This window comes from Rhodopseudomonas boonkerdii, assembly GCF_021184025.1.
Classification (GTDB): domain Bacteria; phylum Pseudomonadota; class Alphaproteobacteria; order Rhizobiales; family Xanthobacteraceae; genus Tardiphaga; species Tardiphaga boonkerdii.
Genome location: NZ_CP036537.1, coordinates 625608 through 642880, shown reverse-complemented (window position 1 = coordinate 642880; position 17273 = coordinate 625608). Strand labels below are relative to the sequence as shown.

Sequence of the window (17273 nt, the reverse complement as noted above, 5' to 3'; positions counted from 1 at the left end):
TTAACGTTCGTCGGATTTTTATACCGCCGTCCGCATTAGAAACGAGGTTTTTGCGCCCGATCATGACAAAGCTTGCGCGCGGCAACAGACCGGGCTTCAACGGTTAACAATATGTTTCCATGGGAAGAATCCGGTATTCCTGAGAACGACGCTCAGGGCACGCGAACATGGCATGGTGACGCCATGTCGCATGGGCTAGGGCCGCGAAAATCGGCGTAAAAAGGCACGCAGATTTCCCCTTCCAGCCAACATAAAGCACAGGCGGAGAGCCGTGCTGCAGCGAGACCGTCAGGCGTCTGGATTCACCGGCTTCGCTTCCGGAAGCGCCGCGGTGAACGTCGCTCCATTCTTCGGCACACTCTCGATCAGCAGGCGACCGCGGTGACGATTCAGGATGTGCTTTACGAGGGACAGGCCGAGCCCGGTGCCGCCCTGGGCGCGGCTGTCGCCGACATCCACCCGGTAGAAGCGCTCGGTCAGTCGGGGAAGATGCTCCGGCGCAATGCCAGGACCGAAATCACGCACCGCAATGCGGACTTCGGAAGCGCCGTCGGTGGTCGAGGCATGCGCCAGGGTGACCTCCACGCGACCGCCGGACGCGCCATATTTCAGGGCGTTTTCGATCAGGTTCTCGAACAGCCGCAGCAATTCTTCGCGATCGCCGGCGACCGTCACCGGGCCCTCGGGCAGATGCATCTCGATCTTCACGCCGCGCTCGGTGGCCATCAACTCCAGACTGTCACCGACCTGACGAATGATCGGCAGGATGTCTATCAGTGTGTCGGGGCGGACATGGGCAGAGAGTTCGACGCGCGAGAGCGACAGCAGATCGTCGATCAGGCGCGCCATCCGGGTGGCCTGGGTGTGCATGATGCCCAGGAAGCGCTCGCGGGCCCGCGGGTCATCCTTGGCAGGGCCCTGCAGCGTATCGATAAAGCCGGACAGCGCAGCCAGCGGCGTCCGCAGTTCATGACTGGCATTGGCGACGAAATCGGCGCGCATTTCCTCGACGCGGCGGATCGGCGTCTGATCGTGAAAGGTCATCAGCATGCAGGTATCGCTGCCGCCGAAGGCGGTGGGGACAGACACCGGCGTGATCACGAGATCCATCCAGCGGTCGACGGGCACATGATCGACATAGGAGGTGCGGCGCGGCTCGGTATTGGCGATCGCCTCGCGCAGCGCGCTGATGATTTCCGGCGAGCGTAGCGCGAATTGCGCCAGCTCGCCCTTGCGCAGCGCCGGCGCCAACTGGGCGGCGGCGGCGTTGAGATGTATCACGCGGCCAGCACGATCGAGCAGCACGGCAGGGTCCGGAATGCCGCCAACCACCGCACGTACCGCGGGCTGTTCGACCGGATTGATCAGCGCCTCATCGCGCTTCATGTCGCTGTCATGCAGGCGCCAGGGCACCAGCGCAGCTCCGGCGATGCAAGCAAAGACGATTCCGGCGCGCAGCGGCGTCAACTCGCCAAAGAACACCAGGGCGGCAAGCGCCAGCGCTGCAACCAGCAGGATGATCGCAGCGTGCCGCAACCGGTCCGGCCAGGGGGAAAACATCGATGGAGGGGAAGCTTCGATGGCCATCTGGGCAATATCTCTTTCAGCAGCGCCTCGTTTGGCAGCGTCATCCGACTGCAGGCGCTCGCTCATGTCAGGTGGTCGAACCGCCATGATCATTCAACGTTCGACCGACAGCTGACGGAGCTTCGGCTGCGACCGGCTGCAGCTTTTTTGATCGCGCACCGACAATAAGCTCACGAAACGTCAGGAGCATGACTGAAATAAAGAACGGAGAAAGGTAATAAAGCACCCGGAACAGCAGCATTCCGGCCAGCAATTGCTCCTGGTCCATCATTTCCAGACCAACCAGCATCGCGGCATCGAACACGCCGAGGCCACCCGGCGAATGGCTGGCAAAGCCGAGCAACGTCGCCGCGACGAACACCACCGCCACCGTAACAAAATCCACGCCGGGCGTGGCTGGCACGAGCATGTACATCGCGAGCGCACAGAATCCCAGATCGACAATGCCGATGACGATCTGCAGCAGTGTGAGCGGTCCGCCTGGCAGCACCACGGACCACGGCCCGCGGCCTACGCTGCGCGGTTTCATCCACACCCAGACCACATAGCCGGCGAGGCCAGCCAGCACGACGTAAGCGAGGATGCGGTTGACCGCAGGCGGCACCTGATTGATCGCGCTCGCCGCTTCCGGATGATAGGCGATGCCCATGCCGAGCACGGCGAGATTGCCGAGCCAGAAGGTGAGGCCGGCGAGAAACACGATCTTGGCGACATCGACAGCCGAAAGATTCCATGCCGAATAGATGCGATAGCGCACCGCGCCGCCGGTGAAGACTGACGCGCCGACATTGTGGCCGATGGAATAGCTGGTGAAAGCAGCAAGCGCATTGATGCGATACGGAACATCGCGACGACCGATGGTGCGGACGGCAAACCAATCGTAGAAAGTCAGCGTGAAGTAGGCCGCGGTCACCGACAGCGCCGAGAGCACGATCAGCCGCGGTTCGGTCTCGGCAATAAACTTCAGGACTCGCGCCGTATCGACGTTGCGCAGCTTGTGATAGAGCATCCAGCACGCAACAGCGATCACCGCGACACTGGCGAGAACACCGAGTTTGTGCAGGACTTGCTTCTCGCGCAGAAACGTGGCCGTCCTGCGTATTGCTTCCAGCATCTCAACCTCGAATGCGATCCCAGCCTCTGGGATGTCAGACTAACCCTGTCAGACCCGCTTTGGCGGAACCGTTACCTCATCAATTTCACGACACTGTTTCCAGCATAACTTTCGTAGCGCGTTTCGCCACGAAACGGAATCGGGGTCGTCCCGACAATGCCGTTTCGGCATAAGATATTGCGTGAGACCTAACAAACTACCCGCACTTCTTGCGGCAACGCTGCGGCAAAATGCCGGCCTCACGAAGGCTTCCATAGCGTGATGAGACTTTCGTGACTTTAGGCCGCCGATCTGGCGGCGAGGCGCTGATAAAATAAAAGATCCAATTCCGGCGCCTTGCCGGTGAGGCCGGTCAAAATCGCGTGCGCCTGGCCGCGATGATGGGTCTGGTGATTGAACCAATGCGCCAGCATCGGCATCAGCGGCTCCTCGAATTCCTCCGGCGTCGAGACCCGGCGGAATTTGATGATGCCCGCAAGCTTCGCCTCGTCGAGACCGTCGACGAAGCCGAGAATACGCATATCCTCGGCCTCGCGGGCAGCGCGCAGACCCGCGAAATCATCGTGCAGGATGGCATCGAGCTGGCTCGGCGCATCGCCCGTGCCGGTGAAGCGCTTCAGCCAGATGCGGTCGGTGACCAGCAGATGATTGAACGTTCCATGCAGCGACTTGAAGAAGGCGCCGCGATCGGCGCGATAGCTGGCGTCATCCAGCCCGGCCGCGGCGTCGTAGAGCCGGCCGTTGGCCCAGCGGTTGTAGCGACCGAATGCCCGGTAGTGATCGAGCATCGCTTTGCCGATATCCGCGGTCATTGCCGAAACCGCACTTGCTGGCGCGTTACCACGATGTCGCGCAGCCAGGATCCGATGGCGCAACCGACGAGGTAGAAGCCGAACAGCGCAAGGCCGAGATCGAGCCAATAGCCAAAACGGCCCGGCACCAGTTTCGCTGCAGCGACCCCGATCACGATCACCGCGAGCGCCGCGAGCCGCCGGATCCAGACACGCGGTACCGATGGGCCGCGATAGACCACGGCAATCCAGCCCATGCAGAAACCGATCAGGAAAGCGCCGAGCAGCCAACCCCAGAGAAGTGTCGCGAGAATGGTCATGGATTCGGCCTCACAACGAACTCGATCCGGCGATTCTGCGCCTTGCCGTCTTCCGTGTCATTGCTGGCAAGCGGCAGCGTGGCGCCGTAGCCGATGGCTTCGAAACGGTCGCCCGGCAAGCCGGCCTTGATCAGATAATCCTCGACCGCCGCGGCGCGCTTTTCCGACAGGGTCTGATTGAACGCCGGATCGCCATCGCCGTCGGTATGGCCGACGATGTCGAATTTGGTCGTGGGGCAACGCATGGCGACTTCCACCAGACGATCCAGCAATCCTGCCGAGTCCGCATTGATGCTCGCGCTTCCCGTCTCGAAGCGGATGCGGCCGTTGGTCAGATTTTGCTTGAACAACTGCTGACACACGCTGGCGTCCACCGGCGCCGCGGCGGGCTTCACGGACAATTCGGGCTTGGCCGTCCAGCCCTGCGGCAGTTCCTTGCCAAGACCGCTGCGGATCTGTTCGGAGGCGACGTCGTAGAGCGCATCGCCGGACAGCTTCACTTCGCGATCGTTGACCACCAGCGTTCCGGTGGAAAGCCGCGACAGCGCACCGAGCGCCGCCGTCACCGCCGGTGCGAAATTGGCGGGTGCGCCGATGCTGGCCTTGAGATTGTCGACAATCTTGTCATTCGTAAATTTGCGCTGCGCGGCGGCGACCAGCGCGGCATGGACGGCGTTGTCCGGCACATAGCCCGACAGCGTGAGCGTATTCGCCACCGGATCCTTGTTGGCCTGGAACACGTAAGGCGGCGCCTTCACGTCATTCGCGGCCACCGTGAAGCCTTCCGGCAGGTTCTTCAGCGCCGCCGCGATGGCTTCGCGGCCGCCCAGGTCGCGGGCCATGCCGGTGATGCTGACATTGGTGTCCATGATCGTCGCCTTGCCCTCCTTCAGCTTGGCGACCTGATCCAGCAACAGCACGGCAGCGCCATCGAAACGCGGCGGCGCACCGCGCTTGAGCCCCATGCGGTCGGAGACCTCGGTTCCGGCGAGGGCCGTCTTTGCCGCTTCGGCGATGCGCGCCTTGCTCGTCGGCAGCGGTGCGGTGCCCCACAAAGTCACACGGACATTGTCCCGCTCGGCCACCCAGACGAACGGCTTGGCTTCGGCCACGAGACGCGTTGCGTCATTGACCAGACGCACCCCCGGTACGGCCTCGACGGCCCCCACGGCACTCCGGCGCCCCTCTTCCGAGAAGGCTTCTGCGGCAAATCTCACATCGCGGCCCGCGACGGTAATCTGTGTTTTATCGAGAACGGTGCTTTTCAGCGCCTCTGTGCTGCGCGCCGTTAAGTCCGCTTCCAGCGGAGGCGTGCTAAACCAGGCGGCGGCGACCCAGAGGATGGCAAGTGGAATGAGCCCAGGCCACCATTTGGCGCTCCACCTGTAAAAACCGTGCATTCGACGTCCTGCGGAATGGAAACAGAGAGAAAACAAACCCTTGCGGGACTGTCAAACTTTAATCAAGGCCAGCCACTGGCGTGGCGCGGGGTATTGGAATAACGCTTTCTTCAACCGTTTCTGATCATGTCCGTGGATCGCATCAAAGTGCTGGGTCACAAGATGAAGCAGATTCGCAACACGATTATTCGTGCCGGACTGGATGCACTTTATTTCAGCGGCGCGCATCGCGTGCTGCGTCCCTTTTTTGGCGGGGTCGGCACGATCTTCATGCTGCACCATGTGCGCCCCGCCCATACCGGCCTGTTTCAGCCCAACCGCCATCTCGAGATCACACCCGACTTCCTGCGGGCGACGCTGGCATATCTGCGCGCCACCGATGTCGATATCGTAACGCCCGACGAGATGCACCGGCGTCTGCACGAGCAGGATTTTTCGCGCCGTTTCGCCTGTTTTACCTGCGACGACGGCTACCGGGATAACCGCGATCATATGCTCCCGGCGATGCGGGATTTCGACGCGCCGTTCTCCGTTTACGTCACCAGCGACTTTGCATCGGGTACAGGACGCTTGTGGTGGGTGGCGCTGGAACGCATCGTTGCCCGTGCCGAGCGGCTGGAAGCGCCGATCGACGGCAACATGGCGCGCATCGCGACCGGGTCGCTGCCCGAGAAGGAAATGGGCTTCGACCGCCTGCATGGCTGGCTGCGCAGCCTGGACGAAACCGATCTCCGCCGCGAAATGACGGCGCTGTGCAAACAGGCCGGGATCGACGAGGAAGCGATCTGCCGCGAACTCTGCCTGTCATGGGATGAACTCAAGCCGTTCGCCGCCGATCCCCTCGTGACCATCGGCGCGCACACGCTGACACATTGCAACCTCGCCAAGCAGACCGAGGCCGTGGCGGTGCATGAACTCGCCGCCAGTCGCGCCAGCATCGAGAGCGCGCTGCAAAAGTCCGCTTTGCACCTCGCCTATCCCTATGGCGACCGCGCGGCTGCCGGCGCGCGCGAATTCGCACTGGCGCAAAAGGCAGGCTTCCAGACCGCCGTAACCACGCGCCCCGGCGTGATCGCCGCGGAGAATTCCACCCAGCTCACCGCCTTGCCCCGCGTGTCGCTGAACGGGAATTATCAGGACACGCGTTATCTGCCCGTACTGACCTCCGGCGCTGCGACAGCGATGTGGAACAGCTTCCAGCGCGTCGGGCAGGGCTGATCCCTTTCGCCGTCCCGGCAAAGCCGGAATCGATCAATGCTGCCCGGCCGGCGACAGCCGAGAGCCCCTGCTGGTCATGCCTTGGGGCCAACGGACCGATCCGGCGCGTGAAGCCTGCGCCCACGGCGGATGACGACCTTGATTTGAAGCTATTGGCTTTTGGCCTTCCCTCCGCCTGCGGGGAGAGATAGCGGAGCTCCGATTTGCGCAGCTCTCCATCCGGGCTACGATTACCCAAACACACAACAACGGGAGGTGTCATGTTCACGGATCTGTTTTCGCTCAAAGGCCGCATCGCACTCGTGACCGGCGGCTCGCGCGGCATCGGCAAGATGATCGCCGCTGGCTTCCTGAGTCAGGGCGCCGCGAAGGTCTACATCACCGCGCGAAAAGCAGCCGCCTGCGAAGCGACGGCAAAGGAATTGAGCGAGACATATTCCGGCGAATGCATCGCCTTGCCGATCGATATCTCCACCATGACCGGCATCGAAATGCTGGCCGGCGAGATCAGGAAGCGCGAGCCGAAGCTCGACATCCTGGTCAACAATGCTGGCGCGGCATGGGGCGCGGATTTCGACGAATTCCCCGAAAGCGGCTGGGACAAGGTGATGACGCTGAACGTCAAGGCGCCGTTCTTTCTCACCAAGGCGCTCGCCGCGCCGCTGCGCGCAGCGGGCTCTGCGAAACAGCCCGCCAAGGTCATCAACATCGCCTCCATCGACGGCATCTTCGTCAATCCGCTCGAGACCTATTCCTATGCGGCGAGCAAATCCGGCCTGATCCACCTGACGCGGCGCATGGCGGCCAAACTGATCAAGGACCATGTGGTGGTATCAGCCATCGCGCCGGGCCCGTTCCAGTCCGACATGAACAAGGCCGCGCGCGACCATGCGGATGAGGTGGCGACCAAGGTGCCCGCAGGACGCATCGGCACCGACGAGGACATGGCCGGGGCCGCGATCTATCTCGCCTCACGCGCGGGGGATTATGTGGTCGGCACCACGCTCGCCGTGGATGGCGGCATCGTCTATGCGAATGCCGGGATCAGGGGCAGCGGCTGGGATTGAGCACGCCCTCTCCTGTAGCCCGGGTGGAGCGCAGCGTAACCCGGGGTGTCGAGGCCTTTGAAACGCCGGTCCCCGGATTGCGCTGCGCTCCATCCGGGCTACACGGACTGTGTTTTAGGCAGGGACAGACCGACTAATTCTTAGGCAACCTAGCTCGCGCGCCTAACTCGCTGAAATCTATAGCCCTGTATTTGCAGCCTAAAACAATCCGCGCATTGTACACAATGGCACACCCCTTGCTTGATCTCCTGCAGCAGCGCGTGCACCGGGAGATCAGGCCATGGCGGATGCAACGGGGGCAGTAACGGTCGCGGCGGAGCCCGGCCCGATCGATGTGGATCTCACGTCCACCGCCCTCCTCATCATCGACATGCAGCGCGACTTCATGGAGCCCGGTGGCTTCGGCGAGACGCTGGGCAACGACGTCTCGCAGCTGGCCCGCGCCGTGGCGCCCATCGCGGCGCTGCTGACCGCAGCGCGCGGCATCGGGATGACGGTGATCCATACCCGCGAGGGACACCTGCCCGACCTCTCCGATGCCCCGCCTGCCAAGATCGAACGCGGTGCCCCCTCGCTGCGGATCGGCGATCCCGGCCCGATGGGGCGCATCCTCATTCGCGGCGAGGCCGGACACGACATCATTCCCGAACTCTATCCCGTCGAAGGCGAGATCGTCATCGACAAGCCGGGCAAGGGCGCCTTCTACGCGACGACGCTCGGCGCAGACTTGAAGGCGCGCGAGATCGACACGCTGCTGGTCTGTGGCGTCACCACCGAGGTCTGCGTCAACACCACCGTGCGCGAGGCCAATGACCGCGGCTATCGCTGCATCGTCATCGCCGATGGCTGCGCCTCCTACTTTCCCGAATTCCATGAGATGGGCCTGAAGATGATCAAGGCCCAGGGCGGCATCTTCGGCTGGGTCACCGGGAGCGCCGCCATACACGACGCCATCAACCGTTTTGAAAGTGCAGTGGAGACGTCAAACAAACGAGCGGCGGGAGCATCACGATGAATACGAGCACGGAGACTGCTGGAAGATCCGATTTCAAGCCGGCACTCTGGACGCCGGGCGACTGGAACGCGCTGTTCGGCTTCGGCACCAATATCCTCGTCAACATGCTGGTGCTGACCGGCCTGCTGCGCTTCGTGCTGAAGATGCCGGACTCGCTGGTGTTCGGCCGCATCCTGCCGGCACTCGGCCTGATGATGTGCCTCTCGACATTGTACTACGCCTATCTCGCCTACCGCCTCGCGCAGAAGACCGGGCGCAACGATGTCTGCGCGCTGCCATCGGGCGTCAGCGTACCGCACATGTTCATCGTCACCTTCGTGATCATGCTGCCGATCACCATCAAAACCGGCGATCCACTCAAGGGGTGGTCCGCCGGCCTCGTCTGGGTGTTTTTCCAGAGCTTCATCCTGATGATCGGCGGCTTCATCGCGCCGTATATCCGCAAGATCACGCCACGAGCCGCACTCCTGGGCACACTGGCCGGCGTCTCCGTCACCTTCATTGCCATGCGACCGGCGCTGGAAATGTATATGACGCCGCAGATCGGCCTCGTCTGCTTCGCCATCATCATGCTGGGCTGGTTCGGCGGCGTGACTTACTTCCGTAACCTCCCGGCCGGCCTGATCGCCATCGCCGTCGGCATGATCATCGCCTGGGGATCGAACCTGTTCGGCTTCGGCATCGGCGGGCTGAGCATGAAGGGCGTGGGCGATGCCTTCGCCAATTTCGGTTTCTCGGTGCCGATCCCGGCCTTCAACCATGTTTTCTCAGGCTTCGAGTTCCTCGGCATCATCCTCGTCACGGCGATCCCGTTCGGCATCTACGATCTCGTCGAGGCGATGGACAATGTGGAATCTGCGGAGGCCGCCGGCGACGACTATCCGACCACACGGGTGCTCACCGCCGACGGCGTCGTGTCGTTGATCGGCTGCCTGATGGGCAACCCGTTCATCAACGCCGTCTATATCGGCCATCCCGGCTGGAAGGCGATGGGCGGACGCATCGGCTATTCCGCCGCTACCGGCCTGATGGTCGTCGTGCTGTCATGGTTCGGCATCGTCGCGGCGCTGCTGGCGCTGGTGCCCGTCGTCGCGATCTCGCCGATCCTGCTCTATATCGGCATGCTGATCGGCGCGCAGGCGTTCCAGACCACACCGCTGAAACATGCTCCGGCCATCGTTCTCGCCTTCACACCGCATCTCGCCGCCTGGGGCAAGTTACAGATCGACACGATGCTCGGTGCCACTGTCACCGCAGCTCAGGCGGCGGGACTCGCTGCGGACAAGGTTGGCGAAGTGAAGGCGGCGGCGATTGCATCATTGCCGCAGCAGGGCGTGCTGTATCACGGCCTCGAAGTGATGGGCGGCGGCTCGATCCTCGGCGGCCTCGTGCTCGGGGCGATCGGCGTGTTCATCATCGACCGCGAGTTCGCGAAGGCCGCAGCCTTCGCGCTGGCCGGCGCCGTCATGACCTGGTTCGGCTTCATGCATGGCGAAGCGATCGGCTTCGGCGTCACACCGGGCGTCGCATTGGCTTATGCGGTGGTGGCAGCCGGACTGTTCGTGGCGGAGAAGTTTGCCGCGCCGCAGATGACGGTGGTGCCGGTGGCGGCGCCGGCGGAATAAAAGGCGAGCAACCGAATTCCCGCCTCACCCTGAGTGCCTGAGCGAAAACTCAGCCCCTCATGGTGAGGAGGCCCGCAGGGCCGTCTCGAACCATGAGACGGTCTTGCAAGATCGTCTCAAAAGGTATTTCGCAGGACGCCGGAGCTCGTGGTCCATCCTTCGAGACGCCATTTCTGACGAAATGGCTTCTCAGGATGAGGTTTTTGGGGTTTTTCTGTCGGACTCCGAGGAGCGCGCCACCGCGCGTCTCGAAGGATGGTGACGGGGCTCCACAGCTCATGGTTCGAGACGCGCGCCTTTGGCGCGCTCCTCACCTCAGCCTGAACGCAACTGCGTTCAGGCGGGAGGGGAGGAATTATTACGCCGCCCGGATGTTTTCCATGAAGCGGTCAAGTTCGGCACGCAGGCGGGTGCTTTCCGCCGACAGCGTCTGCGCCGAATTCAGCACCTGACCGGAGGCCGCACCGGTCTCCGACGCGCCGCGATTGACTTCGGTGATGTTGCCGGCGACCTGCTGCGTGCCATGGGCGACGCGCTGGACGTTCTGCGCAATCTCGCGCGTGGCGGCGCCCTGCTGCTCGACGGCGCTGGCGATCTCCGACGCGATACCGGAGATTTCCCCGATCGTGTTGCCGATCTGCTTGATCGCGGCCACTGATTCCTGCGTCGCGCTCTGCATGCCGGCGATCTGCGTGGAGATTTCCTCGGTCGCCTTCGCCGTCTGGCTCGCAAGCGACTTCACTTCCGACGCGACAACGGCGAAGCCGCGGCCGGCATCGCCCGCACGCGCCGCTTCGATGGTCGCGTTGAGCGCCAGCAGGTTGGTCTGCTCGGCAATCGCCGTGATGAGATCGACGACATCGCCGATGCGCTGGGCGGCGCGCGACAGCTCGCCGATACGGGAGTCGGTCAGACGGGCCTGCTCCACCGCGGAGTCGGCGATGCGGCTGGAGTTTTGCACCTGGCGGCCGATCTCGTTGACCGAGAGCGACAGCTCTTCTGTCGCGGTCGCCACCGACTGCATGTTCGACGACGCTTCGTCCGACGTCGCCGCGGCCTGGCCGGACAACTGTTCGGTGGTCTCGGCCGTACGTGTCAGCGTATTGGCGGCGCTTTCGAGCTGACCCGACGAGACCGACACGCTCGACACGATCGAGCCCACCGCGGATTCGAACTGATCGGCGAAGCGGATCAACTCGCTGCGGCGGAGCTGATCGGCAGCACGGTTCTGTTCTTCCTGTGCGGCGGCATCACGCTCGGCCTTCGCCACTGCCTGCACCTTGAACTCCTCGACGGCGCCCGCCATGTCGCCGAGTTCGTCGCGGCGGCCGAGGCCCGGCAGCACCACATCGAAATCGCCGGCGGCGAGCTTGCGCATCGCCGCGCACATCTCGGTCATCGGCTTGGCGATGCCGCGGCCGAGCAGCATCGCGAGTACGGAGCCGATCACGAAGCCGCCGATGCCGAGAATGATCACGAGCTGCATGGTGTCGGTGACCGTCTTGTCGGATTCGGTCTCCATCCGGTGCTGCTCGGACAGCATGTCGGCCTTCATCTCGCTCGACAGCTTGGTGATCGCGGCCGCGGATTCCGACATCTCCTTGGCGAGACCCTCGACCTTCTTGGTGTTCTCGACGAATTTGGTGAAGGCGTCGGCATAGAGCTTGGTATCAGCAACGATCTCCTTCACCTTGGAGGTGATCTTGTCGTCACTGGCATAGACGGTGGCGAACTGGTTCTGCAGGAACTTGATGCGCGCCGATGCCGCATTCGAGGTCCTGTCCTCGGCTTTGCCGATATAGGTGTTCACGAGCGAGGTCGCGGTAATGAACTGCGTGGTGATTTCCTTCACCTGGTCCTGCACGGTCGCCATACCCGCCATGATGGCGGTGTCACCGAGATCGTCGATCTTGTTGCGCAGCATCAGGCTGGTACGCGACAGTTGATTAGCAGCGATCTGGTCGTTCTCGCCCTTCACCGCGAGAATATCGGCGAAGATCTTGGTGAAGGTGGTGAATTCGCGCGACAGGCGCGTGATCTTGTCGAGACGCGCCGAATCCGTCGCGGCCTTCATCGACTGGTCGATGGCATCCTTGAGCGATGCTTCCGCAGCCTTGGCCGCCTTGGCGTCGGCTTCGGCGCTGGTGAGCACATAGTAGCGCGTCAGAGCCTGGTAGGATGTGAGTTCGCGGTCGATGTTGCGGGCGAGCCCCGATTCCGCGACGCTGGTGCGATATGACACCACACCGCTCGCGATTCGCTCGAAGCCGAAATAGGCCAGCGCCATGCTGATCGCAGAGATCAACAGCACTGCGGCGAAGCCGAGCGTCACCTTGGCGCGGAATCTGAGGGTAGGAAACTTCAGAGATCCAGACTTTTTCTGGACAAGCGTCGTCGTTGCCACCTGTGGCCCCCCGTTTCTCGCTCCCAACACGTCGCATCCGGCGCAGCCCGCACCCGGATCGAATGCCTAAAGCTACGGCAGATAAGCTAAGAGCGAGTAAACGGTTACCGGAGCTCCGGAGGTTGCGGGGCTGGCGGACAGGGCGGCGTTTGGTCGATTGTCGTCGCCCGGCTTGACCGGGCGACCTAGTAAACCCTGCCACCGGTGTCCAAAACTCAGGCCGCGATCGCCGGTGGGGCGAGTGCCTGCCAGTCATTGGCGAGCTGCAGCTTCGGCTCGGTCAGCTCCTGCAGCTGCTCGATCGTCATACCCTCGACCATCTCCCGCACGAACAGGCCCTGCTCGGTCACATCGATCACGGCGAGATTGGTATAGATGCGCTTGACGCAGCCGGGCGCCGTCAGCGGCAGGCGGCACTTCTTGAGGATGCGCGGCTTCCCGCCCTTGTCGGTGTGATCCATGATCACCCGGATCTCCTTGGCACCAACCGCGAGATCCATCGCACCGCCGACACCGGGCGGAAAGGATGGGTCTTCCGTGGTCCAGTTGGCGAGGTCGCCCTCCTCCGACACCTCGAACGCGCCGAGCAGGCTGACATCGAGATGCTTGCCGCGGATCATCAGGAAGGCGTCGGCGTGGTGCATGAACACGCCGCCCTTGATCAGGGTCGTGTAGTTTTTGCCGGCGTCGATCAGGTTTTCGTCTTCCATGCCCGGCTCCGGCTTCGGGCCGAGGCCCAGAATGCCGTTCTCGCTGTGGAAGATCACCTCGCGGCCGTCCGGCACATAGCTCGCGGCCCGGGTGGGCATGCCGATGCCGAGATTGACATAGGCGCCTTCCTGCAGGTCCTGCGCGGCGCGCCAGGCCATCTGGTCACGGCTCAGCGGCTTGTATGCTGTCGTCATGCCTGTGCTCCTACGACTACGATGCGATCGATAAAGATGCTGGGCGTCACCACCGCTTCCGGGTCCATGCTGCCGAGTTCGACCATCTCATCCACCTGGACGATGCTGAGATCCGCGGCCATGGCCATGATCGGATTAAAATTGCGGGCGGACTGGTTGTAGACGAGGTTGCCCCAGCGATCCGCCTTTTTTGCACGCAACAGTGCCACATCGCCCTTGAGCGGCTTCTCGAAAACATGCAGCACGCCGTCGATCTCGCGGGTCTCCTTGCCTTCGGCAAGCTTCGTATGCGCCGTCACCGGCGAAAAGAAGCCGCCGAGCCCGGCCGCGTGGCAATGCATGCGTTCGCTGATGATGCCCTGCGGCACCAGTTCGAGTTCCAGCGTCTTGTTGCGATAGGCATTCAGGAACGCGCTGTAATCGCCCGAGCGCGGATAGGAGCAGATCACCTTGCTGACGCGGCCGGAATTGATCAGGCGGGCCAGGCCGACATCGCCGTTGCCGGCATTGTTATGGACGATGGTGAGATTGGTCGCGCCCTGATCGTGCAGCGCCTCCAAGAGATCATCCGCAATCCCGACGGTACCGAATCCGGCCACCAGAACGGTCGCCCCGTCTTTCACACCAGCCACGGCTTCCGCCGTGCTGGCTACACGCTTGTCGATCACTCCAGAAAACTCCGCAGGCTGGAATTTGTTTAGCCGCCAAAGGCTTGCGGCCTGATGCGGTCGGAATAGAGCATCGCGGGGAAGGAAGTTGAAGGCACAAATTTGCAAGAGGGGTCCCCTCTCCCGCTTGCGGGAGAGGGGAAGCCCGCTACCAATTTCCCAGTTGCAAACCCTTCTTCCCGCGCTTCTAATTAGACCAATTAAAAATCATCGGGAGGTCTGCACGTGTCCACAGTGAAACTGACGGTCAACGGCAAAGCCGTTTCCGTCCAGGTCGAAGACCGGACGTTGCTCGTCCATCTGCTTCGCGAAAACCTCAACCTCACCGGCACCCATGTCGGCTGCGACACCTCGCAGTGCGGCGCCTGCATCGTCCATATCGACGGCAAGGCGGTGAAATCCTGCACCACGCTGGCCGGCCAGGCCGACGGCTGCAATGTCACCACCATCGAGGGCATCGCAAAGGGCGACCAGCTGCATCCGATGCAGGCCGCCTTCCGGGACAATCACGGCCTGCAGTGCGGCTACTGCACGCCGGGCATGATCATGTCGGCCATCGATATCGTGAACCGCCATGGTGGCAATCTCGATGAGCAGACGGTTCGTCACGAGCTCGAAGGCAATATCTGCCGCTGCACCGGCTATCACAACATCGTCAAATCGGTGCTCGACGCCGCCGGACGGATGAAGGTTGCGCAAGCGGCTGAATGAGCCGCTGCGACTGAAATCAAGCTGAGCCAACCGCGCGCTTTGGTGAAAGCCGCGGAGAAACAATAACTCCGGCAGGGAGACCCATGTCATGGGCGTTGAAGGCATCGGCGCACGCGTTGCGCGCAAGGAAGACAAGCGATTCATCACCGGCCGCGGCCGTTATGTCGACGACATCAAGCTCGTAGGTCTGACCTACGCTCATTTCATCCGCAGTCCTCATGCCCACGCAAGGGTGAAGGGCATCGACGCATCGGCGGCAAAGAACATGCCCGGCGTCGTGGATGTGCTCACCGCACAACAGCTGGTGGACGACAAGATCGGCAATCTCATCTGCGGCTGGGCCATCACCTCGAAAGACGGCTCGCCCATGAAAATGGGTGCATGGCCGGCGATGGCGCCGGACACCGTACGCTTCGTCGGACAGGCTGTGGCCGTCGTCATCGCCGAGACCAAGAACCAGGCGAAGGACGCGGCCGAAGCTGTCGTGGTCGAGTATGAGGAACTTCCCGCCGTCGCCACGATGCAGGCAGCGCTCGCCGCGGGCGCCCCGCAACTGCATCCGGAAGCGCCGGGCAACGTGGTCTATGACTGGTCGATCGGCGACGAGAAGGCGACCAACGACGCATTTGCAAAAGCAGCGAACGTCGTCTCGCTCGAACTCACCAACAACCGCCTCGTCCCCAATGCGATGGAGCCGCGCGCGGCCATCGCCGAATACGACGAGGCCGAGGAACACTTCACCCTCTACACCACATCGCAGAACCCGCATGTGGCGCGGCTGGTGCTCTCCGCCTTCTACAACATCGCACAGGAGCACAAACTCCGCGTCGTCGCCCCCGATGTCGGCGGCGGTTTCGGCTCCAAGATCTTCATCTATCCCGAAGAGATGGTGGCGCTGTGGGCCTCCAAGAAGACCGGACGCCCGGTGAAGTGGACCGGCGACCGCTCCGAAGCCTTCCTTACCGACGCCCATGGCCGCGACCATACCTCGCGCGCCGAGATTGCGTTCGACGCAAACAACAAGATTTTGGGCCTGCGGGTGAAGACCCACGCCAATTTCGGCGCCTATATGTCGCTGTTCTCGTCCTCGGTGCCGACCTATCTCTACGCCACGCTGCTGTCGGGCCAGTACAACATCCCGCAGATCTATGCGGAGGTGATGGGCGTCTACACCAACACCACGCCCGTGGATGCCTATCGCGGCGCCGGACGGCCGGAAGCAAGCTATCTGCTCGAGCGTTTGATGGAGACATCGGCGCGGCAGCTCAAGGTCGATCCGGCCGAGCTGCGGCGCACCAACTTCATCACCCAGTTCCCGCATCAGACGCCGGTCATCATGGCCTATGACATCGGCGATTTCGGCGCCGCACTCGACAAGGCGCTGGAAGCGATCGACTACAAGGGCTTCCCTGCCCGCAAGGCCAAGGCGAAAGCGGCCGGCAAACTGCGCGGCCTCGGCTTCTCCTGCTATATCGAGGCCTGCGGCATCGCGCCCTCGAAAGCCGTCGGTTCGCTCGGCGCCGGCGTCGGTCTGTGGGAATCCGCGGAGGTGCGCGTCAATCCCGTCGGCACCATCGAGATTCTCACCGGCTCGCACAGCCACGGTCAGGGCCATGAGACGACCTTCGCGCAGCTCGTCGCGGATCGGCTCGGCATTTCCATCGATCAGGTGTCCATCGTCCATGGCGACACCGACAAGGTGCAATTCGGCATGGGCACCTATGGCTCGCGCTCCGGTGCCGTCGGCATGAGCGCGATCCTGAAAGCCATGGAGAAGATGGAGGCGAAGGCGAAGAAGATCGCCGCGCATCAGCTGGAAGCCTCCGAAGGCGACATCGTCATCGAAAATGGCGAGTTCAAGGTGGCCGGCACCGACAAGGCCATCGCCCTGCCGATGGTGGCGCTTGCCGCCTATACCGCACATAATCTTCCTGACGGCATGGAGCCCGGCCTGAAGGAGAGCGCCTTCTACGATCCCACCAACTTCACCTTCCCCGCCGGCACCTATATCTGCGAGGTCGAAGTCGATCCCGGCACCGGCAAGACCGACATCATCGACTTCGTCGCCGTCGACGACTTCGGCCGCCTCATCAATCCGATGATCGTGGAAGGCCAGGTGCATGGCGGTCTCGCCCAAGGCATCGGCCAGGCCATGCTGGAAAGCGCCGTCTATGACGACAACGGCCAGCCGGTGACGGCGTCCTTCATGGACTACGCCATGCCCCGCGCCGACGACGTGCCGTCGTTCAAGATCTCGCATTCGATCACGCTCTGCCCGGGCAATCCGCTGGGAATCAAGGGCTGCGGCGAAGCCGGCGCCATCGGCTCCTCGCCCGCGGTGATCAATGCGATCACCGATGCGCTCGGACACAACAAGCTTGAAATGCCGGCGACGCCGGGACGCGTATGGGAAGCGCTGCAACTGCAGCAGGCCGCTGAGTAAAGGGA

General features: G+C 62.8%; 14 protein-coding genes. 6 read left to right on the top strand and 8 right to left on the bottom strand.

Features of this window, described 5'->3' with window-relative positions:
• Positions 1–288: 288 nt before the first annotated feature.
• The 5 genes from E0H22_RS02990 to E0H22_RS02970 all read right to left on the bottom strand — a co-directional run bounded on the left by E0H22_RS02990 (position 289) and on the right by E0H22_RS02970 (position 5212).
• Positions 289–1587: a sensor histidine kinase gene (locus tag E0H22_RS02990; RefSeq protein WP_233024270.1), complete on the bottom strand. Its 1299-nt coding sequence runs from the start codon at positions 1585–1587 to the stop codon at positions 289–291.
• A 67-nt stretch (positions 1588–1654) separates the two neighbouring features.
• Positions 1655–2701 (bottom strand): lysylphosphatidylglycerol synthase domain-containing protein, encoded by a 1047-nt coding sequence (locus E0H22_RS02985; protein ID WP_233024269.1) that lies wholly within the window; start codon positions 2699–2701, stop codon positions 1655–1657.
• A gap of 278 nt (positions 2702–2979) precedes the next feature.
• Complete coding sequence (locus E0H22_RS02980; RefSeq protein WP_233026095.1) at positions 2980–3489, bottom strand: DinB family protein; 510 nt, start codon at positions 3487–3489, stop codon at positions 2980–2982.
• Between the two features lie 20 nt (positions 3490–3509).
• Positions 3510–3812: a hypothetical protein gene (locus E0H22_RS02975; RefSeq protein ID WP_233024268.1), complete on the bottom strand. Its 303-nt coding sequence runs from the start codon at positions 3810–3812 to the stop codon at positions 3510–3512.
• Entirely contained in the window at positions 3809–5212 is a 1404-nt protein-coding gene (locus E0H22_RS02970) for an OmpA family protein (protein ID WP_233024267.1), read from the bottom strand. Before E0H22_RS02970 ends, E0H22_RS02975 begins: the two co-directional genes overlap by 4 nt.
• 162 nt (positions 5213–5374) lie before the next feature.
• On the opposite strand from E0H22_RS02970, the gene E0H22_RS02965 reads away from it, so the two are divergent.
• The 4 genes from E0H22_RS02965 (at position 5375) to E0H22_RS02950 (ending at position 10137) form a co-directional block, all read left to right on the top strand.
• A complete protein-coding gene (locus tag E0H22_RS02965) occupies positions 5375–6430 on the top strand; it encodes a polysaccharide deacetylase family protein (RefSeq protein ID WP_233026093.1) in 1056 nt (351 codons plus the stop codon).
• A gap of 260 nt (positions 6431–6690) precedes the next feature.
• Positions 6691–7497, top strand: a complete 807-nt coding sequence (locus E0H22_RS02960; protein WP_233024266.1) for an SDR family NAD(P)-dependent oxidoreductase — start codon at positions 6691–6693, stop codon at positions 7495–7497.
• Positions 7498–7777: 280 nt separating this feature from the next.
• The gene (locus tag E0H22_RS02955; RefSeq protein ID WP_233024265.1) at positions 7778–8512 is read left to right on the top strand and encodes a cysteine hydrolase family protein; all 735 of its coding nucleotides are present in this window, start codon (positions 7778–7780) and stop codon (positions 8510–8512) included.
• Complete coding sequence (locus E0H22_RS02950; protein ID WP_233024264.1) at positions 8509–10137, top strand: regulator; 1629 nt, start codon at positions 8509–8511, stop codon at positions 10135–10137. Before E0H22_RS02955 ends, E0H22_RS02950 begins: the two co-directional genes overlap by 4 nt.
• Positions 10138–10495: 358 nt before the next feature.
• Here E0H22_RS02950 and E0H22_RS02945 read toward each other — a convergent pair whose 3' ends face one another.
• The 3 genes from E0H22_RS02945 to E0H22_RS02935 form a co-directional block, all read right to left on the bottom strand.
• Positions 10496–12541, bottom strand: coding sequence for a methyl-accepting chemotaxis protein (locus tag E0H22_RS02945; RefSeq protein ID WP_233024263.1), 2046 nt, complete (start codon positions 12539–12541; stop codon positions 10496–10498).
• A 215-nt stretch (positions 12542–12756) separates the two neighbouring features.
• Complete coding sequence (locus E0H22_RS02940; protein ID WP_233024262.1) at positions 12757–13446, bottom strand: 3-oxoacid CoA-transferase subunit B; 690 nt, start codon at positions 13444–13446, stop codon at positions 12757–12759.
• Positions 13443–14111 carry a 3-oxoacid CoA-transferase subunit A gene (locus tag E0H22_RS02935; RefSeq protein WP_249782243.1) on the bottom strand — a complete coding sequence of 223 codons (669 nt, stop codon included), beginning with the start codon at positions 14109–14111 and terminating at the stop codon, positions 13443–13445. The genes E0H22_RS02940 and E0H22_RS02935 overlap by 4 nt, the downstream gene beginning before the upstream one ends.
• Before the next feature lie 228 nt (positions 14112–14339).
• Here E0H22_RS02935 and E0H22_RS02930 point away from each other — a divergent pair, with 228 nt between their 5' ends.
• Both E0H22_RS02930 and E0H22_RS02925 read left to right on the top strand, forming a co-directional pair.
• A complete protein-coding gene (locus tag E0H22_RS02930) occupies positions 14340–14825 on the top strand; it encodes a (2Fe-2S)-binding protein (RefSeq protein WP_233024260.1) in 486 nt (161 codons plus the stop codon).
• Positions 14826–14913: 88 nt separating this feature from the next.
• Positions 14914–17268, top strand: a complete 2355-nt coding sequence (locus E0H22_RS02925; protein ID WP_233024259.1) for a xanthine dehydrogenase family protein molybdopterin-binding subunit — start codon at positions 14914–14916, stop codon at positions 17266–17268.
• Positions 17269–17273 lie beyond the last annotated feature (5 nt).